A 23589-nucleotide genomic window follows, 5' to 3' on the forward strand; every position below is an offset into this window, starting at 1 on the left:
TGGTGCCTGCGATGGGGCCGCGGCCGGGCAGACCGCGGACAGCATCCTCGGCGCGCTCGGCGTTACGTGGGCAGTCCCCCTGCCATGGGGCCGTGGCCGGGCAGGCCGCGGACAGGTCTGCGTGCAGTGGTAGCGGGGGTGGTCCGGGTCGCTGCGATGGGGCCGTGGGCCGAGCAGCCCGGGGGCAGGTGGGCCATGGGCGACGTCGAGGCGATCGGCTTGGTCCTGCGATGGGGCCGCGGCCGATCAGGCCGCGGACAGACCGCGTCCCCGCACCATGGCGGTCGGCTATGACTACCTGCGATGGGGCCGCAGCCGGGCAGGCCGCGGACAGGTCGCTGCGCTCGCGCGGGATTCTCGACCCCGTAGCCCTGCGATGGGGCCGCGGCCAGGCAGACCGCGGACAGGGTGCGTGAGCTGCGGGTCCTGTCTGGCGTGGTAGTTGTGTCGCTTTTAGCGAGGACAAGTAAGATCTTTTCGGGCATTACGCTTTGATGTATTGCGCGTGTTGCTGGTGTGCTTGCGGTTCCGAAGTAAGGGTAGGGAGGAGGAGCCCCAAGCCGAAGTGACTGTACCGGCCGAGGGCGATGGGGCCGCAGCCAAGCAGGCCGCGGACAGCAAGGCGGTCTATTACAAAGCCGGTTGGCGGGTCTACCTGCGATGGGGCCGCGGCCGGACAGGGCACGGACAGACGCGAGCGGCGACGTCATCGATATCTACTACGCGATCCTGCGATGGGGCCACGGCCGGCAAGCCACGGACAAGTGCGCCTGAGCAAGATTCTGCAGCATTGCGACCATCCTGCGATGCGGCCGTGGCCTGGCAGGCCACGGACAGTTGGGGCGGATTCGGCGGGCAGAACACATGGGAACTCCTGCGATGGGGCCACGGCCGGGCAGACCGCGGACAGCAGAATGGACTGCCCTATCAGTGGGCCGGTAACGGCCTGCGATGGGGCCACGGCCTGGCAGGCCGCGGACAGTTTTTCGAGCGTACGGCCGAGGGCACGCCGTGCGTCCTGCGATGGGGGCGGACGGTGAGAACGCGGGCAGGTGAATGTGCGCTGAGCAACGGCGAGCCGGGCTTCTGTCTGCGATAGGTCCGCCGCGGACAACGGCGGATCCGGCGCACACACTCTGGCGATCACCAACCTGCGATGGGGCCGCTGCTGGCCAGACCACGGACAGCCGGGGTTGGTACTGAGGAACGTCTCGCCCGTGTCCCTGCGATGGGGCCGCGATCCGGCAGGCCACGGACAGCCGCCGAATTCTTCTCCCGCACCCGTCGGCGAACCTTGCTGCGATGGAGCCGTGCCCGGACAGACCGCGGACAGCCGACCAAGTCGGGCCCGAAGGACGCCGAGAAGTGGCCCCTGCGATGGGGCCGCGGCCGGGCAAGCCGCGGACAGACGGGCGGCCGGGCCGACGGCACGAACGACGCGGTACCTGCGATGGGACCCCGGCCTGGCAGACCGCGGACAGCTGACGACCGGGCGCATCCGCTTCAGCACGCTTGAGCCCCTGTGATGGGGCCGCGGCCTGGCAGGCCGCGGACGGTTCGGCGAGGCGGGCGTACACGAAGTCCTCGCAGCGCCTGCGATGGGGCCGTGGCCTGGCAGGCCGCGGACAGTGCCGGCCGGTCCGCTGACGAAGTCGTCGGCCTGCGTCCTGCGATGGGGCCGCGGCTTGGCAGACCGCGGATAGACCCGGTCCAAATCGTGTTGGATGAGGACGTGAAGGACCTGCGATGGGGCCACGGCTTCGCAGACCGCGGACAGGGCCTCCAGCCGCAAGTACGTATGCTGAGTGCCAGTCCTGCGATGGGGATGCGGCCTGGCAAGCCGCGAACAGTCCGACACGATCGTCCTCCAGTGACTGCTCGACGAGCTGCGATGGAGCCGCGGCCGGGCAGGCCACAGACAGTCGACGGCAAGCAGGTGCTGGGCCCGCTGGACGGGTGCCTGCGATGGGGCCGCGCCCTTTCAGGCTGCGGACAGGCTGGAACTGGTTGTCGACCGACGCGCCGTTCAGGGATGGGGCCGCGGCCTGGCAGGCCGCGGACAGCTGGCGGACGGGACGGTGACGCTTAACGGCGTCTTCCTGCGATGGGGCCACGACCTGGCAGGCCGCAGACAGCACCGGGCGCGTCGTCCCACAGACCTCCAGGGGGTGCCTGCGATGGGGACGCGGCCTGGTAAGCCGCAGACAGATCCGCAACCTTACCGACGGCATGTACCCGATCGACCTGCGATGGGGCCACAGCCTGAAAGGCCACGGAAAGTGCGGTAAAAGGCGGAACCTGCCATGTCGGCTGACCACCTGCGATGGGGCCGCAGCCTGGCAGGCCGCGGACAGTCGACGCCGTCGTGTTGGTAGGGGTGCAGCTTGCCGGTCCTGTGATAGGGCCGCAGCGGGGCAGGCCGCGGACAGCGGTCGCAAACCGCTTGTTCTGCTGAATGATCTTGAAGCTGCGATGGGGCCGCACGGGCAAGCCACGGACAGTTCCTCCCCAGCCGTAACGCATGGGCCACCTTCAAGCTCCTTCGATAGGGCCGTGGTCAAGCAGGCCACGTACAGCGGCAGCTCCACTGACACGCCCTCCGGCTGCCGATACCTGCCGTGGAGCCGTGGCCCCAAACAAACCACGGAAATACCAGCGATTTGAGAATCAGATCGACTGGATTCACCTGCGATCGAGCCGCGGCCGAGTGGGCCGTGGACAGGGTGAAACGAGGGGCCGCGGCCCAAGCAGGCCGCGGACAGTACCAGCATCCGAACCGATGAGGGCGTGATCCGCCCTGCGATGGAGCCGCGGACTGGCAGTCCGCGGACAGGGTCGTAGTCGGGAGACCACTGCTGTCGGGTCACGCGCCTGCGATGTGGCCGCGGCCTGACAGGCCGCGGGCAGCCTCGTCCAGGACGGCATGCGGGCCAAGCTCCTCGTCCTGCGACGGGGCCGGGGCCTGGCAGGCCGCGGACAGCCCACAACGCTCGGGCCGTCACCGACGTCGAGTACGACCTGCGATGGGGCCGCGGCCGGGCAGGCCGCGGACAGGCCGCGTGAGCTGCAGGTTCTGTGCCTGGCGTGGTAGTCGTGTTGGTCCCCGGCATAGGCAAGTACGGCTCTTTCAGACATTACGCTTCGGTGCCTTCCGCGTGTCGCTGGTGCGCTTGCGGTTCCGAACTCAGGGTGGGGAGGAGGAGTCCTAGGCCGAAGTGGCTGTGGCGGCCGAGGGCAATTGGTCCGCTGACGGGTTCGTTGAAGATGAGGTGGAGTCCTCGGCTAGGTCGGTTGTCGTTACGGGTCTCGCGTTTTGTCCAGCGGTGTTGGGTGTAAAGCGGCCAGTCACCTTGAAGAACCTTGCTGCAGGCTGGGGCGGGGTATTTACGGTGGGCGAGTTCGCGGGCCGCTTCGAAGGCGAAGAACTCGGCGAATGTCTGGCGCTTCTTCGGGTGACGCACTGGGACGAAGGGGGTGAGGCTGGTATGGCGAGTGGCGGGCTTTGTCCATTCGGCGGGGAGGACATCGACCGCTGCTCCGTAGGCGGTGACGCGGAGGTGGAGGCGGCGGGGGCCCGGGACACCTTCCGGAACGCCGATGGTCCCGATGGTGGCTTGGTGGATGGCGTCGAGTTCCTCGGCGTCGAGTCCTCCGGGGGTCCAGATGATGATTTCGTCGATGCGGCGGTCGTGGTTGCTGTCCCAGGGCAGGAAGTGGGCGTGGTGGTGGCCGGTGAGTGGCGTGCCGTCGGCGGCCTTGCCGGCGAGATTGCTGTATCGCGGGGCTTGCCTGCCGTTGCCTGGGGTTAGGGGCTTGATGCAGCGGGATCGGAGTGCGTCGGTGAGCGGCAGGGTCTGGGTGAGCGGGGGAAGTGCGGGGCCGTTGATGGTGAGCCGGACCGCAGTGATCTTCTCGTTCTTGCGTTTGGCCCTGGGCCGGTGCGTTGGTGGCGGTGCGTGGGGGTGCGTGATGGGCGTGGCGTAGGACAGGAGTCGGCTGCCGGGCGGGTAGAGCAGTGAGCGGGCTCGGACGTCGGTAGGGCGCATGGTGAGCCCGTCGAGGTCCAGTGGGATGGTGGGAGCGAGGAGTTCGAGGTTTGTCCACCCGGTGGGGGCGAGGTCGTCGTCGTTGAGCTGGACGGCTGGGGTGTGGGTGTCGGTGGGGATGTCATCGGCGCTGGTGAGCAGGCGGGCTTCGACGATGCTGTCCGCGCGGCCGAGGTAGGGCAGGGATTCTGCGAGCTGGGCCAGGGTCTTGGCCTGGTCGGCGGCAAGGTCGCCGGGCCATTGGACGTAGATGGTTGCGTCACCGCCAAGGACGGCGAAGGCGTCCAGGGCGAGGTCGGTGCCTGCGCTGCTGCCGGAGCGATGGGTGCTGTCGGGGAAGTAGTGGCGGCTGTGGCTGAGCTGGTGTGGCGGGATGCGGTAGGTGGGCGGGGAGGACAGTCGGGCGAGAACCTGGTGGACTTGTTCGGCGTCCAGGTCGGGGCAGCGTTCTTTCCATGTGGAGTAGAGGGCGCGCAGGATGCGCCAGGGTGAGGGGGGCATTTCGACGGCGCCTTCGTTGACGAAGTGTGCCCAGGGGTTGGCGTGGTAGCGCTTCCAGGGGAAGTGCAGAGCAAGGGTGATCACTGGGCGCCGCCTGCGGTCTTCTTCTTGGGCTTTTCGCCGTTCCACAGCACGGTGAGGGCGCCGTGGGTGGGAAGGTCGGCGGTGACCCGCGGGAGGAGTTCAGCGACCCGGGCGGTGAGTTCGTCGCGTTCGGGGAGATCTCCGGCGTTGCCAGTGGGCTTGGCGACGGGTTCGAGGTCGCAGGCGGTGCGCAGCCGCAGGCCACCGTCGAGGAAGCTGCGGATCTCCCACAGAGCCAGCGTGGTGAGGAGTTCGGTGCGGAGTTCGCCGAGTCCGTAGGACCGCAGGAGGGCGGTGTCGACGGCGAACATCGCACGGATTTCACGTGCGGTCCATTCCACGCGGTGGAAGGGGACGGACCCGTAGCCTTCACTCGTACCGCCGGCCCCTTCGCTCTGGTCGCCGAGGGCGTGCCGGACGCTGTCGCTCTTGCGTCCGCCGCTGACGGCGCGGCGGACGTCGTGGGCTTCGATGACGGCGGAAACGGCACGGGTGAATCGCGGCTGGCCCCACCACGCTTTGTTGTTGAAGAAGGTGCCGTGCAACAGCACGAAGGGGTCCAGGCCCATAAGCGCGTCGGCCATGGCCGGGAAGTTGAGCGGCTTGTCGTTTTCCAGCCCCAGTCGGCTGGCGATGAGGTCGAGCATTTTGGTGCCGTCGAGGGTGGCTTCGCGGACGAAGGCGGAGGCGATCCGGTGGGCCTCAAGGCGGCTGGAGGTCAGGAATTCTTCGGGCGTGCTGGCGCGGTGGACCCGGATGTAGGGCAGGTCGGCGATGAGGTCGACGGGCCGCTGGGCACCGTGGTCCCAGGCGGTGGCCTCCAGGCGGTTGGCCATCGACTGCACGGACTCCACCAGGAGGGACGGAGTCGTGGTTCCGTCGTCGGCGAAGGTGTCGAAGGTGCCGGCGCCGATGTCGGGAAAGCCGGTGGGCTGGAAGGTCGATCCGAAGGCAGGGCGCAGGGGGACCTCGAAGCGGATGCGGTGGAGATCGGTGGTGATCACGGAGTGTCCTTTCACGTGCACGGTCTTCAGGTGGTGACGGGGGATTCCTTGTCGGGGCGAGACGCGGTCGCGGCGCTCAGCGCCTTGGCGCGGTCGCGGGTCTGGACGCGCATCAGGAGTGCAGCAGCCAGACGCGTGCCGTCGGTGTGGTGCGCAGCCACGGCGCCGGCGCGGTCCGGTGGGCTGCCGACCAACGGCCGGCAGCCGGCGAGTTGCAGCCGCAGCAGCGCGTCGTCGAGAACCCCGGCGGGGCCGGCAGCAATCAAGCGGGCGATCCAATCGGGGCGCGGGCGCAGCGTCGCGGTGAAGGCGACGGGGTCCGGTCCCCAGGTGGAAACCAGCCTGAACGGGTCGGTGGCGAAGAACGGCAGCAGCACGGACAGCACCGGATTGAGTGCCCGTCCGTGGTGTGCCGGGGCTGGCTGGCTGGTGGTCCAGCCCAGGGTCATCAGGCCGCGCAGGTAGTCGGCGGTCACCTCGTCATCACACTCCCCGTCTACGAAGCTTTCGAGGACCGGGAGTGCCACTGTCTGCCCGACGGGAAATTCCGCGGCGGGTAGTTCCGTGTCACCGGGCGAGGCTTCGAGGATCTGCAGGCGCAGGCGGTGGGCCTGGGCGAGTGCCTGCGCGAGGGTGGAGCCGAGGAGTTCGGTGCCGGTGGCTGGGCTGTCGGCCCACACCAGACGGTCCCTGCTGCGGGTCACCCGGGTCAGCAGCGGCCGCAGCGCGGGCATGGCACGCTCGGTGCGGGTCTCGGCGAGGGAGGCCAGGGCAGAGGCCAACTGCAGCTCAAGTTGGCTGGCAGTATCGGGCGGTGGGTTCCAGATGCGGGCTTGGCGCGGCTGGTAGGGGGCGATGTCCTCCCGGAGGCGTCCGGAGCGGGCGACGGCCTCGTGCAGGTGGCCGAAGGAGATCACGAAGCGGGCCATGGCGGTGGTATCACTGCCAGTGATGGCGGCGAACAGGGCTTGATCACACTGGCGGAGCAGGGCGGCTACTCCTGCAGGGATCTTGTCTTTGCGGCGCAGCCGGGTCAGCCACACATACGGCTCTGCGAGCAGGCTGTGCTCGCCGCGTAGGGCGACCGGGACGTCGGTGGCCCGGATGGCGATGGGGTTTTGGCCGAGGCGTTCGACGATGACGAATCGGCGGAAGGCGGCCAGGTTGCGGTCGACGCCGAGGGCGGAGATGGCCAGGGCGAACAGCAAGCCGTCTTTGGCCTGGGCCCCCGCCCACCGTGCCCGGCCCTCACCAAAGAGCTGTTCCAGTTCGGCCAGATTTGCGGGCCGCTCCCACAAAGGTGCCCAGATCTCGCCCTTGGCAGTTTCACCAGCCGAGGCAGTGGGGTGCCCGATGGGGGTTGCGTGAACGCTGAACGGCCAGGCCGCCCCCGGCTCGGCAGCGTTGCGGCGGACTGCGGCACTGGCGAACAGCAGCAGCCCCTCGCAGGTCAAAATGGTGCGCCAGGGGTTGACGAAGCCTTGCTTATCGGGCTCGCCCCAGATGGAGGCCAGGACTCCTCCGGCACGGCCGGGGTCGAACTGGCCGACCGCTCCTCGCTTGTATGGGATGTCTTCGGCCCCGGTCAGGGCGGCGCGTGCCCATGCGGCGGCATGGCTGTGGTCGGCTTTGGGGCCGAGGACCAGGGCGAGATGCTGGAGAAAGGTGGCAGACAGCTCCTGGCGGCCGAAGTTGCCGCCCGTGCCGGCCACCGGGTTGAAGTGGACCTCCGGGCCGCTGAGGACGGCAGCCACGTCGATCCAGGGCAGCGCCTCATCGGGGAAGGAGTTGCGGCACAGGCTGATCACGGACTGCTTGTGCTGTTTGGCCCACAGGCTCTCACCCGCCCAGCCGCGCGCACGCCCTTCGGCCACAACCTTGCGGCCTGCGGCGATGGCCTCTCGCAGTACCGCCAGGCGTGGATCGTGGCTGTCCTCGACCTGGGCCAGGATCCTTTCGGCCTCCACGCTCTTGCCGTTGCCGGCGAACCCCGCTCCGGCGTTCCACGGGGAGACGATGGGGCTTGGTTTGTAACAGCTGATGAGCCACGTGGTCAGCTCATCGATGCTGCATGCGCTGGTGAGGACGGGGAGATCGTCTGCCCAGCGCAGCCGTGTGGTGGTGTCGTGCTGTGTCGCCAAAATACGCAGCAGGCCGAGCGCACTGAGGTAGCCGCCCAGTGTCGTAGCGCGCAATCCGCGCAGCGGAATCTGGATGCTCACCACAGCACCTCCTGCTCGAATGCACCCGCCGGTGTGGGAATCGGCAGCGGGGCGGCCGACGACTGCTCGTCCGACGCGACGGCCTGGTCCGGTGCGGGCTGCGGTGTGCGATACGCCTGACTGGCCCGCCAGTCCGCGACACGCACAAGTGCCTCCAGCAAGGCAAGCCGGAACGGCCCAAGCTGGGACAGAAGCTGGGAGATCCGCTGCGTCCAGGAGGGACCTCCGCGGGGATCACCTCCAAGAAAGAGCACAGACGGGTCGACGACGATGCGCGGGAGCACCTTCCCGCCCGGCAGATCGACCGGGCCGACCTCCTCCGCCGGTTCGACGCCCAGAACCCGGGGCGGCACTCGTTCGGCCTCGCCCGGCATAGAACGCACCGACACCCGCACCTTGCCGTGGTGCGCCGCCGCAAGGTAAGCGATCAAGTCTGAGTACTCGCTGCCGTCCAGGAGGGTGCTGTCCGGATGCAACAGTGCCAGCGCACTGATCAGTTCGTGCCGGAAGTACCTGCGCTCGTGCCGACCCATCCGGTGACGCGATTTCGCCCAGGGTCCTTCGCCCGGCGGCTGCTCGCCTTCGGGACAACTGCGGCGGACCGTGTTGGCGAACACGGAGTGCGCCTTGCCTAGGTCGTGATAGCGACCGGCCAGCCGAGCGGCCTCCAGGTGTCCGGCGGACAGCCCGTCCATTGGAGCCAAGCCCTCTGCCACCAGCCCGACTTCCCGTTCGACGTCCTCAAGGTGCTCGATCAGGTCCACCCACCGATCGGCGCAGGAGGCATCGTCCTTGCTCATGCCGTCCGGAGCTTTCCCGGTCCGGACTCGGGAGGTCACCGGACATCGGTGCTTCAGACCCCACCCGAGCTTCGAGTCGTACCAGCCTGAGGCGGTAGAGGTCAGCAACACGGCGCCGGGCCGGATGTCCGTGAACTGGGCCCGCCGCCAGGCGTCCTCCGCCGCGTCCGCGACCCACAACGGGCCCAGAGAGTCCTTCACGATCGTCTTGAGGTCCCCGACCGGCGCAGGGCACAACTCCTCGCGGGCAGGAAACGCCTCGCGCTCGCCCGGCCTGCCGTCCGTCCAGTCGCGCCACGCCACCAGGGCCGTAGTGTCCTGGCCGTCCCTGATCCACTGGGAGACGTCGATGTCCGCACCGCTCAGGTCGGGCATGGTGTCGAACAATTGCAGTAGATCACGGCGCCGCAGGACCGGGTGGACAACGAGCTTGGGGACGACGGGCATCTCCTGGAGCATCGTGGAGGTCACGCAGGTTCCCTCCAACGACGTGAGCGCCTCCACCGCCATCTCGACATCCTCTTGCTCATACGGCGTGTACTGCCCCCGCCCGGAGGGAGGCGGGGCCCACAGCAGGTTGGCACCTTCTGGAAATTCACCGGCGCGGTTACACCGGCCGGCCCGTTGCACCACCGAGGAAAACAGGGCCGCCTCGGTGAATAGCACCCGAGACGAGAGATCTACCCCAGCCTCCAAGACCTGAGTACTCACCACGATCTGACCGATCGCAGACAACGGAGCCTTCAGCTCGTCCATCAGCCCCTCCCGCTCGGGCGGTCGGAACCGGGAATGCAACAGCACCACTTCCGGCCCGCCCCTGCGAACAAGCTTGGCCAAGGCCGCCTGAACCGCCACAGCGCGCTCCACCGTGTTGAACACAGCAATCGTCCGCGTTCCCGGCACGTGACGCGCGACCAGGACCTGCGCGACTCCCGCCGGGTAGGCCGCCGCCGACTCAGGCACCTCCACCTGTTCAACCTGCCGCACCGAGTTCAACCGCACGGCCAGGCCACCGACCCGGTCGTCTTCCCCCAGTTCCACCACGCCTCGCACCTCGCGGTGGTCGGGTGTGCACACCTCGTGCGGCGCAAGCGTCGCCGACATCCACATCGACCGCGACGGGGCGCCCGTACCCAACTTCTCCCGCAAACCCTGCAGTTGAGCTGACGTTGGCAGCCCCGGCCCCATCAACTGCGTCTCGTCAAAGACGAACTGCACACCGCTGTGGAGCAACCCAAACGACACCGGCCATTGCGCACGTGACTCCCCATATCCGCGCATCAACAGGCGGGACAGCAACATGTCCTGCGTACCGATGAACACCGCGGTCCGCGACGGATCCATACGCCACGCGTCATCGTCACGGTGCTCGCCCCCCATGAACACATGGACCCCCACCGCCCCGGCTAGGTCAGCGTTGGCAATCCACTCCCGGACCACGGCCGCCGTCTGCTCGACCAATGACCGCAGCGGCAGAACGAACACCAACCGCCGAGCCTCGCCGGCGCGCACTGCGGTCTCAGGATGCTCCAGACGGCGCCACAACCACGGCAAAACCCCAGCCGCTGTCTTGCCCGCCCCCGTGGGAACCCGCAGTAACTCCGGCAGGCCCTCCGCCGCAAGCCGCTCCTGGTACGGATACGGCCTCGCATCTGCATCCTGCATCGCAGCACGAAACAGCTCCACGAACGTGCGCCTCACGCTCACCCCTCCCCAAACACAGTGCAGTTGGCAGCCAGGCCGCATACTGACACGCCCCACTGACAACCGCCCCTGACCAGGCAAATGCCACGACTGCCACCGAACACAGGCAACTCACGTGCTTGGCTTCACCTGCGGTTCCTCTTGCTTCCCACCTTGCTTCACAACCAACACCGCCAGCCGTCCGATCGCCCAGCTTGAGCCCAGTCACCGGCTGTGGGCCCGGGCCGAGGGCCGCATCCAGACCGCACGTTCGACCGGTCTGCGCAAACTGCCCCCGCACGAGACCGTGCAGAACAAGGTGTGGCTGGAGTCGTCCAGCTCGCGCTCGACCTGTTGGCCTGGATGCCGATGCTCGCTCTGACCGGCAAAGCCTGCCTCTGGGGACCCCGCCGCCTTCGGCTCCCCCTGTTTTCCCCAGCCGACCAGCTCGTCACCACTGGCCGACGCAGGATTCTTCGACTCGTGGCCCACTGGCCTTGGACCCACGAGATCACAGGCGCCCTCGAACGACTCGCGCTCCTGCCGAATTCCGGCTGACCAGCAGCTCTCCCGCCCCTACGAGAACACCAGCCCAGCCCAGAACAGTGGAACCCGGCGCCCACCCGAGGCGACATTCGGGCCCCTGCCCGCCCTCCACCGACCACCGAAAAACGAAACGGTCCACCGACTACGTCGGCGGACCCTCACGAAAGATCAGGGCTAGCAGCTCTGCGCTTCGACGGGCCTTCCTGCCAGTCACTTGCTCCGGGGCATCGAACAGGACTACAGGGCCTATCGCGTTCGCCTCGACTTGAGTACTGCATGCTTGGAACACTGCCTCTTCCCCAGTCGGAGACGAGGGAACGGGGCTGTTTTTGCGGGTGCGGCGCGATCGTGGAGATGGGAAGGTAGTTCGTTCAGGGCCACGACGTCACCGCGGCCGCCGCCCTGCGCGCTGTGGAGGGATTGCGCCTCCCGCATCAGCTGGTCTCGGCGGGTTTCGGCCCGGAGCGCTCGGTGGTCGAGGCGGCTGTCCGGGAGGCGGGCTGGGTCCGCTGCCCAGGGTGCGTGGATGTCGGGCTGTCGGCCAACCACACCTGCACCGACGCCCCGGTCGGCGACCAGTCCCCCTCCTCACGCGAAGCTGGACTGGAGCAGGAGCGCGAACTCGCGCTTCCGGGCCCCGCCCCAGCGCTGCTGGTCGAGTCCGGGGCTGCCCGGGGCGGCCGACCCGACATGGGAGACGGTGCCGCTGCATCTGCGCCAGCAGCTCCGGAGGCCCGCGCAGGAGCTGGTGTCGCCCGCACGAGGGCCGCTGGCGGCGCAGGAGAACCGGCGTCTGCTGTCCGCGGTGAGGGCTGCTGCCGGGATGCGGATGACAGGCGCACACTGGCGCCTACTGCTCACCACCGACCGGACGACTTTCGGCAGCCCGCGCAGCCAGCGTGCTCAGGCGCTGTACGCGGTGCTGCAGCAGGTGGCGGTCCGGCACGCGACGCCCGCCGAGGATGAGGGCGCTGCGCCAAGCTTCCCTAATCTGTTTCATCGTTCGGATCCATAAAGAGCCCTGCATATCGACTCCAGTCGCGTCGCATGTCTTCTGCCCTGGCTCTTTGCCTGGCGGACGGGATTTCATCCTCCATGCGTGCCCAGGAAAACAGCAGTAACCACAGCATTCGAGACGTCTCCTCATCCCGCTCCATGGCCTCTGCAATGGATGCTCCCATTGGGTGCGCGACATTCAGTTTCACGATAAGTCTGCCCGCGATGTGCTCTACGGAGAACATGTCAGGCCCGGGCCAGGCAGACTCCATAAACACAGCCCTAAATTCCTGCTCGGCAGACCTACTGTCGTCAGACGAGGCCCCCGGGGCTGTCGCCGATGTGTCTGATACGTCTCCGTCGTGAACGGGTTGCGCGGCCGATGCCGTCTCAGGTTCTACAACGAGAGGGTCTGGAGGCTCGGGGGCCTCCGCAGTAGGACCGGCCTGCTGCCCGGGCCGGGAGCGGTTCAACGACTCGTCCAGGAGTGGCACTATGGGAGGCTCAGAAGCGGTCTCGCCGTAGTGCGCATCCACCCATAGATCGCGAAACCTTTCTAGCTCAGGCTTGATGGACTCGAACCGGCCGAGAATCAGCAGAGCCGCCACCAGCGCTTGCAGCTTTACCCAGACCGGGAAACTCTTGCCATTCAGGATATTCGCAACTGCTTGGTGTGAAATTACGTCTGCGGCGAACGAAGCCTCTGCGGCTGCCGCGCTAATCTTTCGAGTCCCCGGACATCCGGCCTTTTGATAAGCCATGTGAACCGCTTCGAGCAGGCTGCGATGGCTTCCAGGCGGCAGTTCAGACTCCGGTGGCATCGAGATTTTCTTGCGGCGCCCCCCGCTCAATTTCGCCCCTTGCTTGTCGTGAGTCAGATCACAGCGTCAAAAGCTTCTCCGTCACTGCTTGAGCTATCCCTCCTGCAATGGCTGATGCCACAGCGATAGCAACTGTGATGGCGACTGAACGCCCCTCCCGCTCCTCGGAAGTTTTCTCTGACTCGTGGTCCTGATCGTCGGCCATGCATCCATGCTCCACGGCCCGCTCGACCCGATGAACGACAGTGGACACATGTTGACAGAACTTTACAAGCACTCAACAGGGGCCTGTAGTCGGCTAGTTCCGAGAATGGACGCATCCGATCAACCCGGACTGGTGGACCGTCACGGCCGCCGTCGCAGGGCCGCTTCAGTCACATGATGCCCGCCCCGCGTCGACGGAAAGACAGACGGCGAAAGGCGCGGCCCGTCCCGAACAGCCATCGCCTGACGGGCCACCGACCGCGGCGGCGGACCGGCCGGACGTGTGCGGCCGGTGTGTTGTTTACAGTCGGAGCTACTCATCGGAGTTCGTACCGCCGTTCGCGTGCTGTGAGGCGCAACTCCACTGGACGTCACCGGTATCCGGACAGACCTGCCACCACTTCAGGAAGTCAATCGCCGCCAGCCGGGCGAGCGCACCGGGCAGGTCCTGGGCCTCCACGCCGCACTCGCGGGCCATCCGGTCGGCCTCGCCCTGACCCCGCCCGGTAACAGGGTCACTGTGCGCGGCGACGTGGATGCTCAACAGATGCCCGAGCCCGCTTTCGCCAGCCGTTCGCGCTCCGTGTCCGGCGCGTAGTGCCCAGTCTGCAGCGCGCTGCCGGTCAGGGCGGGAGGGAGACTGGCCGAGCAGTGCTGGGTCCTGCAATTCGATGATCACTTCGCCCGGCCGCGGGCTGGTGCACACACAGAGCCAGCGAGCCTGCTCGAGTTCCTGCCACGGGTACGGCGTGCTGAGGCGAAGGCTGCGCAGGACGCCCACCGGCAGCCGGACCTGCATGCGCGAGTCCATGCGCAGCGCGCACTGCAGGGCGACCAGCCTGGCCGCTGCCGAGACGCCGTGAGGAAGCGCGACGGCGAGGTAGCTGAGCATTTCCGCCACCCGGATCCGGTCGCCCGGCCCTCTGGCCCGACGCTGGCGCCGACGGGCGGCACCGCGACGTTGATGCGGTGAGACGAGCAGCGTGTCCGGTACCACGGCTGCCTGTTCCGTGGCTGCCGCACAAGCCGTGCACACATCGGCCAGTCGCCAAAGCCGACCGCCGTGCTCTCGAGCCAGGAGCAGCCGGACGGGGCCGGCGCAGCCGCGGTGGCGGGCGTGCCAGCGGCATCCACACTCGTGGCACTGGCAGATACGAAGGTGAGTTGCGCGCATATCGGCGCGGGCGTGCCTGGCGAGGTGGGCCAGGGCGGCCGCGCGGGCGGACGCGGGGGCGACGCGACCACCGCCCAGCGGGCAGTGTCGGCAGACGAGGGTGATGCCGCCGGGATGGGAACGCAGCTCCACGGTCCACGCGCGCGCCGCCGCAGAACAAGGTGTGCGCAGCCTCATCGGTGCGTGCTCCTCCCGCCGCCTCGTGCTGGCCCCGGCCCGGGGCGGGCAGGGACGGCCGCCCACCGTAGTGCAGACCTCTGCCCTGCTGCTGCCGCCTCACCAGCTCAAATAGGGCAGAGGTCTGCACTGACAGGGCAGGGGTCTGCCCCGTCGGATGAGCAGGTGACGATCTTGCCGCCCGAGCCGGACCTGAACGCGCTGCGTCTGAAGCTCGCGCGTCTGCGCTCCGAGCACGGGTGGAGCTATGACGAACTCGCGGCGCGAAGCGGCCTGGCCAGGCGGACCGTCATCGAGATCGAGCAGGGCCGAACCGTCGGTAGCCTCAAGACCTGGCACGCCTTGGCGCACGCCCTCGGTACACCACTCGACGACCTGTTCAGCACGCTGTGCGAGGGTCACGACTTGCCCGGCTCGCCCGACGGCTGAACGGGCGCCTGCAGCCTGCGGGAAATCACCCGAACCGGCCATCCGGCATCGAAAACGTGATCGCCTTTTCGTGCACGCGTCGCACAGTTAGGGGCCACTTGGGGGACCTCGCGGCGCAGGTCCCGGTGAGGCGGCGTGTTGCCTGGCAGCTTCGTCCTCATGCGCTCCACACCTCCTCCTGCTGCCCGGCGCTGGGACGGCAGCCCGGTTCATGTCCCTGCCCGCCGGTCCCTGCGCGTTGCGCCCGACGCGGTCAGCCGACTTCTGCGCTGCGCCCAGAGCGACCGGTGCCGCGACTGCGGCAACCGGATCGAGTGGTACCAGCGCGGCAGGCACAGTGCCGTGCGCCTGCATCCGGGCGAAGTCCTCGTGAGCGCCGTGCCGGCCGCCTGCCGCTGGCACGTCAGCTCCGGCGTCGCCCACCCGTCGCACGATGGGACGCCCTGGTGCCGCCTGCCCCACGCCGTGCTGTGCCCCGCCCGCCCCGCCCCACAGGCGGCTCCCGAACTCGCCGAGCTGCGGCGCATGCTGGCCGTCAACACCCGCCGCCTGATCGACGCCGGCGCCTTCACCCCGCCACCGGCCGAACCCGCTTGCAATCCCGCGCCCGCCGCGTCCGGCTGCCGCCCGGCCCGGCCGACCGTGCAGATCCTGTACGTCCGCTACCTTGCCGCCCGTCCCGTCGAAGAGATCCAGTGCGTCGCCCAGACCCGGCGCCGCCACCGATGCACCAGCCCGGTCCTCACGTCCGGCACCCGTGGCGGGCAGTGGAGTCTGATGCCCGTCGCAGCTCACGCCGGCCAACTGGCCCCAGCCGCTGAGACCATGGCTGTCTACAGCCTCGCCACCTTGCCCTACGCGGAGCAGCTGCGCTGGCGTTCCCAGCGCTGCCCGCAGCACTCCGCCATTCCCACCGCGGCCGACCTGGCCCTGGCCGAGTGGAAGCCCTTTGACCCGCTCCTGCACAGCGACCACATCCACACCCGGGTGCCCACGCTCAGACGCCGGGGCGGGCCCGCAGGTCACCCCAGGTGGGGGGTGCGGGTGTGACGCGGCACTACGCCATCGAGATCATCTTGACCCGGCCCGCCTCCTGCCGCGAACTGCGCGCCCGCCAGCACGTGGCGCTCGCCGAGAACGCCGACCGCACGCGGCTGATGACCCTGCAGAGCGCGAAGAGCCCGGCCACTGCCCTGCACCGAATGCGGCGCACACTCGACGGGCAACTGCCCATAGACATCCTCGCCACCCACTACCCCGACCACAGCGGCCACCTTCTGGTCAACGTGAACCTCGGCCGCACCACCACCAAGGCCGTCCGCAAGGCAGCGGCGGCCAACGGTCAGCGCCCCAGCGACTTCCTCGGCCAGCGCCTGGCCCAGGAAGTCGAGCGCAGCGAGCAAGAACGCCAACGCCGCCTGACGGCCCGCCTGGAAAGCCTGCTCCAGCAGCACACCCGTGAAGAAGTGCTCTCCTGCGCGGCCAGCCTCCTCAACCGCCGCCAACCGTCCGCCGCCGCACCCTGACCACCGCACCGCGACGCCGTGCGCGGCGGCCTCGTCTTCCAGCTCTCTCTTGCGCAGTACGGAGCTCTTGTTGCACACCCCGACCGATGAACAGGCGCACGCCGCCGACACCTTCCGCGCCGGCCACCACCTCGTCCTGCAGGCCGGGGCCGGCACCGGGAAGACCAGCACCCTTGCGCTTCTGGCGGCCAGTACTTCACGCCGGGGCAGGTACCTGGCCTTCAACAAGGACATCGCCCGCGACGCCGTGAGCCGCTTCCCGCGCACGGTGCGGTGCAAGACGGCCCACGCCACGGCCTACGCCGCCCTCGGCCACCGCTACGCCCGCCGCCTCAGCAGCCCACGCCAGCCAGCGTGGAAAACCGGCCAGGCCCTCGGCATCACCCGCCCCGTCCGAATCGGGAAGCGCGACCTCACACAGCGGACGCTGTCCCACGCCGTCGTACGAACGGTGACCCGCTTCTGCTACTCCGCCGACCGCAGCCTGACCCGCCAGCACGTGCCCCGCATGCGCGGCCTGGACACACCCGAAGAGCAGGCCCACCTCGCGGAGGTGATCCTGCCGTTCGCCGCCAAAGCCTGGACAGACCTGCAAGATCCCGAGCTCGGCACGGTCCGCTTCGAACACGACCACTACCTGAAGATGTGGGCCCTGACCGGACCGAAGATCGAGGCGGACCACCTCTTCCTCGACGAAGCCCAGGACACCAACCCCGTCCTGGAACACGTCTTCACCGCCCAACGCGACCATGCTCAGCTGGTCATGGTCGGCGACTCAGCCCAGGCCATCTACGGCTGGCGCGGCGCCCGCGACGTGATGACCGGATTCGACGCGGTGCAACTGCCCCTGACACGCTCCTTCCGCTTCGGGCCGCAGATCGCGGCAGAGGCCAACCGGTGGCTCGCCCTCGCCGACGCCTCCATCCGGCTGACCGGAACGGACACCATCCCCGCCGAGGTCGGCGACATCACCTGCCCCGACGCAGTGCTGTGCCGCACCAACATCGGCGCCATGGCCGAAGTCATGCGCCTGCTCGCCGAGGGACACCGCGTCGCCCTGACCCGGGGAGGACAACAACTGGCCGCACTGGCCCACGCCGCCCGCGACCTGAAGGACGGCCGCCGCACCAACCATCCGGAGCTGGTGCTGTTCTCCTCCTGGGGCGAACTGCAGGACTACGCCGCCTACGACCCGGCTGGCCGCGACCTCCAGCCCTTCGTCGATCTCGTCGACACCCACGGACCCGACGCCATCCTCACCGCCGTGGACGAACTGACCGACGAATCGACCGCCGACGTCACCGTCTCCACCGCCCACAAGGCCAAGGGCCGCGAATGGCCCACCGTGAAGATCGCCGACGACTTCCCCGAACCGAAAGACACCGACCAGCACGATGCCCAGGGCCGCCCCATTCCGGAACCTGTGAGCGACACCGACGCCCGCCTCGCCTACGTCGCCGTCACCCGCGCCCGCAGCCGCCTCGACCTCGGCGGCCTGTCATGGATCGACAGCCATCCCCAGGCGGCGGGCCAGACCGCCACGTAGCGCAGCCACCGGCGCCACCGCACCGGCCGGCCGCAGCTCTGTCTCCTCCTAACTGTCCGCGGCGGAGACGGGGAAGAAGCCATGCCTGCCCGGTCCGGTGCCGGTGAACCGGTAGCTGCGGGCTTCGGAGAGCACGTCGATGGGTGGGTCGCCGTTCTCGACGACGACTGCCTGGCCGGGGAAGTCGAGCATGTCCCGGTAGAAGTGGTCCACCACGTGGGAGGTCAGGTCGACGTCTTCGCCGATGGGCTCGTCGCTGATGGGGTCCCGGTAGGTCACCACGGGCGAGTCGAGGACGACGAAACCCGGATGCGGCCTGTCGTTGCTCAGACAGAACTGTGCCAGCGCGGTGGTGAACGCCGAGTGCAGGACCGAGCGGACGCCCTTGCCCCGGCTGGCACGGGGACGGCCTCCCGCGCGGACGTCCATGGCGTACTGGTCGTACTCCGCGAATTCCACGGCGGGGACCTTCCACGCTTCCAGCGTGCGGCGCAGCGTCTCGTCGAAGGTGGACAGAATCCGGTTGGGGACGTACTCGGCGGGCCGCTGCCCAGGTCCGACCGTTTCGCCGTCCAGCCGTGAGCGCCGCTCCTCCAGTTCGTCGATCCGCGCGTGCAGCTCAAGACTCCGCTCGATCTCCGAGCGGACCTGCAGGTGCTCCTCCATGCGTTGCCTCAGAGGCACCAACTGGTCCTCCGTCGCGCGGATCTCCGCCTCCATACGGACCGTCTCCTGCATCAAGGACGTCCGCCGTGCGCTGAGCGTGTCGAACTGGGAGCGCAGGTCTTCGATCGTGGGAAGCAGATCGGCCAGCAGGGAGCTGGTCTTCGCGGTCTCGTTCTGCACCGCGAGGTGCAGCTGGGTCGTCTCGTGCTCCCCGTGGCCGGGATTTTGGTGTTCTGGCTCGGCACCGCAGAAGACACACGTGCCGACGCGGAAGTAGCCCAGAAGGCTGCCAGCCTCGGTCACCATTTCCAGGCGCGCGAGGTCGGAGCGGTACTGCTCCTCCAGCAGCCCGAACCGGGAGACCAGGTCACCCACTTCCGCCAGACGCGACTCCACCGCGGACAGCTCCTCGGTCGCCCTCATCCGGCTCGTGACCGCGCCGAGGTGACGGTCGGTGATCACCCTCAGGGTGGTGGAGTGTTCGTCGATGGACGTCTGCAGGCGTACCTGACGGTCCCGCAGGTCCCTCACGTTCTCGTTCGTGGTCAGTTTGCTCTGCAGATCGAGGATGATCTGGTCGAGCAGCGCGATCTTCCCCTTGTTGACGCGGCGCTGTCCGGCGTTGAGGCCGGTGTCGACGTCCGGGTCGCCGTCCCCGGTCAGCATCAGCCGCATGACCGAGGCTGCTGAGGTTTTGCCGCTCGCGGCGGACGAGTGCAGGACCGGGGACAGGGGGTCGACCATGCGTGTCTCAGGAATCACGCAGAGATGTACGAGATCGCGCAGGGCCAGCCCCCGGCTGCCGCCCGCCTCGTTCTTGCGGATCCGTAAATCTGCCAGCCCCAGCTCGCCCAGCAGGAACAGCGACAGGCTGTTCTTGCTGCGCGCCGTGTGCGCCGCAGTGACCTGCGTATCGGCGAAACCGGTGACCAGATCCCGCAGATCGTCCCGGTAGATGTGGATGGTGTTGCTGCGCGGTGCGCGCAGCAGGGTCAGCGCGGCTCCGTCCGGCAGCCGCAGCCCAAGCAGGATCTGGCTGTAGCCCTCGGCCTCCGGGACCTCGGGCGTTCGGGTGCCGCCAAGCATGTAATCGATGGACTCGACGATGAACGACTTGCCGGTGTCCGAGGCCCCGTAGATCACCGTCAGCGCCGGGTCGAACTCCACGCTCGCGGTGGGCTTGCCCATGCCCGCGTAGGTGAGATGGACCAGCCGAAGATCATCCATAGCCTGCCCCGCCCCGGGAGAGTTCGGCGAACGCGCGGTCGACGATCTCCTGTGTCGCGGCCCGGGCGTTGGACCGCGCCGCGAACTGGTGGACCGCCCACTCGGCTCGCTCTCGCAGAGACTCGACGTAGGGCGCCTCCAGGACATCGACGAATACAGGGCCCCGGTCGGTGGCCGTATACATCAGGCCCTCGCTGCGGTCCACTACGCCCGCCAGGCCAGCCCTGATCAGAACCAGGAGCGCCTGTTCCAGTATGGCCCGCTTCATCCCGAGCTCGCCTGCGCGTCCGGGCAGGTCGGGATGGAGACTGGGAGGCCCGTCGTATTCACCGCTGTGGAGCAACACATGGTCCAAAGCGACCAGCTGTGCGAGGTCCATGGGCTCGGGGTGGCTCTCGGCCAAGAGGACAAGGGCGCGTACGCCGACCTCAATGGGGCTGTTGAGCGGGGTCACTTCTCTCCCTCCCTGCACCATGTCAGACGCTCCTCGTTCGCCAAGTGATGGCATACCCCTTTCCGGGCCTTCGGCTCCACGAAGGGAACCAGAGCCGTCGGGGTCAGCTGGACGGTCCCGGCAGCCTCCATGACAGCGCCGTGCCGCTCCCAGCCGTCCGGATACGAGCGGGCGGCCACCTCCACGACGATGTCGTACACGTCCTGCTTCACCCGCTCGAAGTACGCCGGCTTGGTGGCGTCGCGGGCGAACACGCGCAGGGCCTCGGCCGCGTAGAAGGCCACGCGCTGGCGTTTGAGGTGCTCGTCCGCCTCCCGGACGCTGGGTACTTCCTCCAGGCTGTCGATCGTGCCCGGATAGCGCTCGCGGTAGACGTCGACGAGACACTGGACATAGCGGGTTTCGTCCTCGCTGTGCTGCGCAGGCGGAACCATCTCCTGCGGTCCCTGTTCGAACGGCGCATACGGGAAGCGGTCCGCCCAGTGCGGGGTGGTTTTGTGCAGCGCGAGCATCTCGTCCAGGTCGATGCACTCGAAGATGGAGAAATCGGTGCCCGCGGCCAGGTCCTCGACGGCTCTTCGCTGCTCAGCGGTGAGGTCGGTCACGAGCTTGTCCCTGGTCGTGGACAGTTCCTGCAGGAACTTGGCCCGGCAGTCGGTCGGCTTCGCGAACAGGCGGGGCAGGCTGCGCGAGATCCTCGGCGCGACGAACACGTACCGGGTGGGAACGGTGAACTCGCCGGCCGCGGCGGCCACGAACATCTTGCGCATCTCCTGGGCCGCGATGGCCCAGGCCACGGCAGCGGCGTACCGCTTGCACTGGTAGTTGTGCCATTCCCCCTCCAGCCTCTCCCGCGACAGGTGGCCGGCCACGTCGATGCCGTGGTCGCCTGAGCCGCCATGCCGTTCGACCATGACGTATTGCAGCTCCAGTGCCGGAACCCACTCCTTCACGAACTCTTCGAACTGGTCAGGGTCGTAGAAGGAGACCATCTGCTTCGGCGACGGCATCGGCGCCATGCGCAGCCTAGGGGGCAGCACTGTCAACGGCGGCGGTTCTGCCTCCCCCGACCCTGCATCGTGCAGATCCGACACCCCGTCATCCCCCCGTTGTGGCAAGCGACATCAACAACTGTCGCTCCTGAGCAGACGCGATTCATACCCGTGGCCGGTCTCACCAAACAGCCGGACAAGGGCGCGCTGTCTCATTGCCGACTCCGCTGGCCGGGGACGGGTACGGGCGGCGACTGTCCGGCTTCGCTTCAAGGACGGCTCTTCCTCGCGTGCCGCCCGCGGCCAGGCCACGCACTCCGGCCAGCTCCACCTGACCCTGCGCGCGTCGGCGGGCACGGTATGCGGCGCCTCGGCATTGATGCCGACACAGGGCGCGCGTGTGGGGGAGCGTGACCATGGTGCGGCAGCGGAGCTCCACATCAGCGCAGGCCGGTGAGCCACGTGACCTTGGCAGCCGGCGCGATTTTCTTGTTCACCAGGGCCTCGGTACGCCCGTCCCATGCGGGGCCGGTGGTGGCCATAACGAACTCGTCCGCACTGAGATCCTCGATCAGCCCCTTGAGGGCGGCGCAGCGCTGTGCCTCCCTGCGTTTCGTCGGCTCGAGACGGTCGCTGATCTCGGCTTCGCCGATGACGATCCGGCCGTCGACGATGGCCCAGAGGTCGACTTCGATGTCCGGGTAGCCGTCCCGGTGGACGATCGCCTCGGGCATGTGCAGGAAGGATTGCGCGGACTTGGCGAGCGTGGCGAGGGCGAGGACCGGCACGTGGATGTTCGAGCGCAGGCCCTGATAGGCGACCTCGTCGAGACCGTAGTACCACTGTGGCTCCAGCTCCTGCCCCTTCCAGGCGGATCGGACGATCGGGCTGTGCTGTCGGCAGCGCTGGCATCGGAATCCCGGCCCGATGTCCTCCAGCCGGTAGAAGGCCGTGCCGACGCACTGCCCGCAGGTCAACAGAAGGCCCCTCGCCGCGATGGACCGCTGCAGGTACCCATCGAGCAACTGCCGGGACGATTCCTCGCTCCCGCCGGTCATCGCGCTACGTCGGCGAGCGCGAGATACTTGCGGTCCTGATAGACACGTCCCGACTCATCCCCGGCAGGCCTCCATCCGGACAGCAGGCTGGCGGCAGGACCTGCCGTGAGATCGGTGGCAAGGGCCGCGAAGCCTCCCCACAGCTCGATCATGCGCCGGGTGTAGCGGCCCTTGTCGGACTCCTCCAGGGTGACGCCAGCTCCCGTAAGGAGGGCGGTGAACACGTCGCGGGCGGGCGGGAACCGCACCCGAACCTGGACCAAGGCTGCGTCTCTAAGCTCACGATCACCGGAAATACGCAAATTTAACGTATCACCGGTAGCACCACGTCCCCCCTTGGTGACCTGACGGGGGCGGTAGTCCCTTCCTACGGCGCGTCGGCCGGGCGGGTGCGCGGCTGGCTCGGGCACTACGGCGCAGGTTCGTCGGGCCGTTTGAGCTGGCCGAACCTCATTCCGTCCACACGCGCCGCTTGCCCGGTACGGATGAGGCCGATCGTGTCGGTGAGATTGACATGCGTCCTCCCGACGATCTTCTTGGCCCTTCGGGTGACGACGTCGTGAAGCACTTCGTACCGGGACACGGGATGGCCCAGGTAGCGTTGGAACATGCAGTTTCACATCACCGAGGGGGAGCTTCGTGCGGTTCTGCACGAAGTTGAGCTCAGTGCCGCTGCGCTGCGAGGCCAGCTTGAGGACGGCGCCTCGGCAGGCCTAGGCTCTGTGAACGTCGCTGAGGCGAAACGGCTGTTGAAGGCGATGAGGGACACAGAACTCGCGCTGCGAGACGGAATCGTCTACGCCCTGTATGACCCCCGCACCGGCGCAGTCCGCTATGTGGGGGAGACGATGAACCCGATGCGTGAGCGGCTTGCTGGCCATCGAAGCAAGCGCGGCCGGCCGGTCGGGCAGTGGTGGGCACAGCTCAGAGAGCAGGGTCTGGAGCCATTCTGGGACACCGTGGGCTGTGTACCGGCGAAGTTTCGCAAGGCGTGTGAGCAGCAACGGATCTTTCAACACATCTGGCTTGGCTGCGACCTGCTGAATCGGTCCAATGCCGGTGACGACGCCGCCGCATATCTGTGGCTCCAGGAACACGCAAGGCGATCGGCGGAGGCGGAGGCGCGACAACTCCACTGGCACGGGGACGATGACGGGTACTGGGACGAGAAGGAGCCGGATTACTTCGTCTGGCACTCCCTTCGCCGCTGGCGGCACCTCGTCCGCGGGGCGCACTGCCCGGAATGCTCGGCCCGGCCCGGACGGTTCTGCACCGGCATGCGGCAGTCCGCTCGATCACTGAGTGAAGGGCGTTCGAACCACCTTGGGAGGATATCTGCGCGAGTCCGTCACGAAGGCGGCTGGGAGACCTGGGCTGCCCACACGTCGACTGCCGGTCGTCCGCGCTCCTGGCAGTACGTCAGCGCTTCGTAA

At 68.1% G+C, this 23589-nt stretch carries 17 protein-coding genes and 1 pseudogene; 7 read left to right on the forward strand and 11 right to left on the reverse strand.

Features of this window, described 5'->3' with window-relative positions; translation table 11 throughout:
• Positions 1 to 3134: 3134 nt before the first annotated feature.
• Genes csb2 through cas3g form a run of 4 tightly spaced genes read right to left on the reverse strand, consistent with a single transcriptional unit; the run spans position 3135 to position 10358 of the window.
• Positions 3135 to 4631 carry a type I-G CRISPR-associated protein Csb2 gene (csb2, locus tag ACPT94_RS24780; RefSeq protein WP_425246838.1) on the reverse strand — a complete coding sequence of 499 codons (1497 nt, stop codon included), beginning with the start codon at positions 4629 to 4631 and terminating at the stop codon, positions 3135 to 3137.
• Entirely contained in the window at positions 4628 to 5635 is a 1008-nt protein-coding gene (gene cas7g / locus ACPT94_RS24785) for a type I-G CRISPR-associated RAMP protein Csb1/Cas7g (protein WP_425246839.1), read from the reverse strand. The genes csb2 and cas7g overlap by 4 nt, the downstream gene beginning before the upstream one ends.
• Positions 5636 to 5661: 26 nt before the next feature.
• The gene (gene cas8g1, locus ACPT94_RS24790; protein ID WP_425246840.1) at positions 5662 to 7857 is read right to left on the reverse strand and encodes a type I-G CRISPR-associated protein Cas8g1/Csx17; all 2196 of its coding nucleotides are present in this window, start codon (positions 7855 to 7857) and stop codon (positions 5662 to 5664) included.
• Positions 7854 to 10358, reverse strand: a complete 2505-nt coding sequence (gene cas3g, locus ACPT94_RS24795) for a type I-G CRISPR-associated helicase/endonuclease Cas3g (protein WP_425246841.1) — start codon at positions 10356 to 10358, stop codon at positions 7854 to 7856. The genes cas8g1 and cas3g overlap by 4 nt, the downstream gene beginning before the upstream one ends.
• A 157-nt stretch (positions 10359 to 10515) precedes the next feature.
• On the opposite strand from cas3g, the pseudogene ACPT94_RS24800 reads away from it, so the two are divergent.
• Both ACPT94_RS24800 and ACPT94_RS24805 read left to right on the forward strand, forming a co-directional pair.
• A pseudogene (locus ACPT94_RS24800) lies at positions 10516 to 10898 on the forward strand (transposase); the annotation flags it as partial.
• Between the two features lie 688 nt (positions 10899 to 11586).
• Complete coding sequence (locus tag ACPT94_RS24805) at positions 11587 to 11901, forward strand: hypothetical protein (RefSeq protein ID WP_425246842.1); 315 nt, start codon at positions 11587 to 11589, stop codon at positions 11899 to 11901.
• Between the two features lie 860 nt (positions 11902 to 12761).
• Here ACPT94_RS24805 and ACPT94_RS24810 read toward each other — a convergent pair.
• Entirely contained in the window at positions 12762 to 12908 is a 147-nt protein-coding gene (locus ACPT94_RS24810) for a hypothetical protein (protein WP_425246843.1), read from the reverse strand.
• Positions 12909 to 13220: 312 nt separating this feature from the next.
• Positions 13221 to 13799 carry a hypothetical protein gene (locus tag ACPT94_RS24815; RefSeq protein WP_425246844.1) on the reverse strand — a complete coding sequence of 193 codons (579 nt, stop codon included), beginning with the start codon at positions 13797 to 13799 and terminating at the stop codon, positions 13221 to 13223.
• Between the two features lie 624 nt (positions 13800 to 14423).
• On the opposite strand from ACPT94_RS24815, the gene ACPT94_RS24820 reads away from it, so the two are divergent.
• The 4 genes from ACPT94_RS24820 to ACPT94_RS24835 all read left to right on the forward strand — a co-directional run bounded on the left by ACPT94_RS24820 (position 14424) and on the right by ACPT94_RS24835 (position 17759).
• A complete protein-coding gene (locus tag ACPT94_RS24820) occupies positions 14424 to 14687 on the forward strand; it encodes a helix-turn-helix transcriptional regulator (protein WP_425246845.1) in 264 nt (87 codons plus the stop codon).
• A 159-nt stretch (positions 14688 to 14846) separates the two neighbouring features.
• Positions 14847 to 15737, forward strand: coding sequence for a DUF6083 domain-containing protein (locus ACPT94_RS24825; protein WP_425246846.1), 891 nt, complete (start codon positions 14847 to 14849; stop codon positions 15735 to 15737).
• Complete coding sequence (locus ACPT94_RS24830; RefSeq protein WP_425246847.1) at positions 15734 to 16213, forward strand: hypothetical protein; 480 nt, start codon at positions 15734 to 15736, stop codon at positions 16211 to 16213. Before ACPT94_RS24825 ends, ACPT94_RS24830 begins: the two co-directional genes overlap by 4 nt.
• Before the next feature lie 70 nt (positions 16214 to 16283).
• Positions 16284 to 17759, forward strand: a complete 1476-nt coding sequence (locus ACPT94_RS24835) for a UvrD-helicase domain-containing protein (RefSeq protein ID WP_425246848.1) — start codon at positions 16284 to 16286, stop codon at positions 17757 to 17759.
• 48 nt (positions 17760 to 17807) lie between these two features.
• Here the strand turns inward: ACPT94_RS24835 and ACPT94_RS24840 are convergent, their stop codons facing one another.
• From ACPT94_RS24840 to ACPT94_RS24860, 5 genes are all read right to left on the reverse strand, one after another.
• On the reverse strand, positions 17808 to 19652 hold the full coding sequence (locus tag ACPT94_RS24840; RefSeq protein ID WP_425246849.1) for a hypothetical protein: 1845 nt from the start codon (positions 19650 to 19652) through the stop codon (positions 17808 to 17810).
• Positions 19645 to 20106 carry an ABC-three component system middle component 2 gene (locus tag ACPT94_RS24845; protein WP_425246850.1) on the reverse strand — a complete coding sequence of 154 codons (462 nt, stop codon included), beginning with the start codon at positions 20104 to 20106 and terminating at the stop codon, positions 19645 to 19647. Before ACPT94_RS24845 ends, ACPT94_RS24840 begins: the two co-directional genes overlap by 8 nt.
• A complete protein-coding gene (locus tag ACPT94_RS24850; protein ID WP_425246851.1) occupies positions 20103 to 21125 on the reverse strand; it encodes an ABC-three component system protein in 1023 nt (340 codons plus the stop codon). Before ACPT94_RS24850 ends, ACPT94_RS24845 begins: the two co-directional genes overlap by 4 nt.
• A 413-nt stretch (positions 21126 to 21538) precedes the next feature.
• Positions 21539 to 22156 carry a hypothetical protein gene (locus ACPT94_RS24855; protein WP_425246852.1) on the reverse strand — a complete coding sequence of 206 codons (618 nt, stop codon included), beginning with the start codon at positions 22154 to 22156 and terminating at the stop codon, positions 21539 to 21541.
• Positions 22153 to 22419, reverse strand: a complete 267-nt coding sequence (locus tag ACPT94_RS24860; RefSeq protein WP_425246853.1) for a hypothetical protein — start codon at positions 22417 to 22419, stop codon at positions 22153 to 22155. Before ACPT94_RS24860 ends, ACPT94_RS24855 begins: the two co-directional genes overlap by 4 nt.
• 345 nt (positions 22420 to 22764) lie before the next feature.
• Between ACPT94_RS24860 and ACPT94_RS24865 the strand changes: the two genes are divergently transcribed.
• A complete protein-coding gene (locus tag ACPT94_RS24865; protein ID WP_425246854.1) occupies positions 22765 to 23589 on the forward strand; it encodes a GIY-YIG nuclease family protein in 825 nt (274 codons plus the stop codon).

This window comes from Streptomyces aurantiaciflavus, assembly GCF_049808595.1.
In the GTDB taxonomy this organism is placed as follows: Bacteria; Actinomycetota; Actinomycetes; order Streptomycetales; family Streptomycetaceae; genus Streptomyces.

Coding starts and splice junctions, on each gene's coding strand:
- ACPT94_RS24865 (WP_425246854.1), top strand. CDS start 22,765: ATGCAGTTTCACATCACCGAGGGGGAGCTTCGTGCGGTTCTGCACGAA.
- ACPT94_RS24840 (WP_425246849.1), bottom strand. CDS start 19,652: ATGGATGATCTTCGGCTGGTCCATCTCACCTACGCGGGCATGGGCAAG.
- ACPT94_RS24810 (WP_425246843.1), bottom strand. CDS start 12,908: ATGGCCGACGATCAGGACCACGAGTCAGAGAAAACTTCCGAGGAGCGG.
- ACPT94_RS24850 (WP_425246851.1), bottom strand. CDS start 21,125: ATGGCGCCGATGCCGTCGCCGAAGCAGATGGTCTCCTTCTACGACCCT.
- ACPT94_RS24815 (WP_425246844.1), bottom strand. CDS start 13,799: ATGCTCAGCTACCTCGCCGTCGCGCTTCCTCACGGCGTCTCGGCAGCG.
- ACPT94_RS24825 (WP_425246846.1), top strand. CDS start 14,847: ATGCGCTCCACACCTCCTCCTGCTGCCCGGCGCTGGGACGGCAGCCCG.
- ACPT94_RS24855 (WP_425246852.1), bottom strand. CDS start 22,156: ATGACCGGCGGGAGCGAGGAATCGTCCCGGCAGTTGCTCGATGGGTAC.